1 protein-coding gene is annotated in these 682 nt (G+C 46.2%); it reads left to right on the forward strand.

Annotated elements, in window-relative coordinates; translation table 11 throughout:
• Nucleotides 1-682: ABC transporter permease subunit (locus tag R7Q48_RS27720; protein WP_318133493.1), on the forward strand; the 682-nt coding region annotated here is incomplete at both ends.

Here is a 682-nt window from a genome sequence, read left to right on the forward strand (position 1 = left end):
TTTAAAGAAATTAAACGTGGTTATTGGTCGTTTGTGATCTTATCTATCATGTTGATTCTTTCACTATTTGCCGAGCTGTTAATCAACAGTAAAGCGTTGATCGTTAAGTACGATGGTAGTTACTACTTTCCGGTTGTCAGTGACGTTCGTTTAGGTAGCGAGTTCGGTCAAGATTCTTCAAGTGAAGCTGATTACCGAGTTCTCCAACAAGTCTTTGAGGAAGAGGGGGGGGACAACTTTGTGATTCTACCTATCGTTCCTTGGAACCCATACGAACAAGACTTCAGTGGCGATTTCCCTCCGACCGCGCCAAGCGCTGAGAATAAACACTATCTAGGTACTGACGTTATTGGTCGCGATATTTTAGCGCGCTTGGTGTATGGCTTCCGTACTGCGATGGGGTTTGCGTTGTTAACGATGGCGGTGTCCTACGCTATTGGTACCGCTGTAGGCTGTGCCATGGGCTTCTGGGGCGGCAAGTTCGACCTATTTGTCCAACGTTTAATTGAGGTTTGGTCAATGGTGCCATTCCTGTACGTCATTATGATTTTGGTGTCCATCGTTCAACCGACTTTCACGCTCTTTGTCGCCATCAACGTGTTGTTTGGATGGATGGGGATGACATGGTACATGCGTACCATGACTTACAAAGAATCTGCACGCGAATACGTAATGGCAGCTC

This window comes from Vibrio sp. 378 (assembly GCF_033339435.1).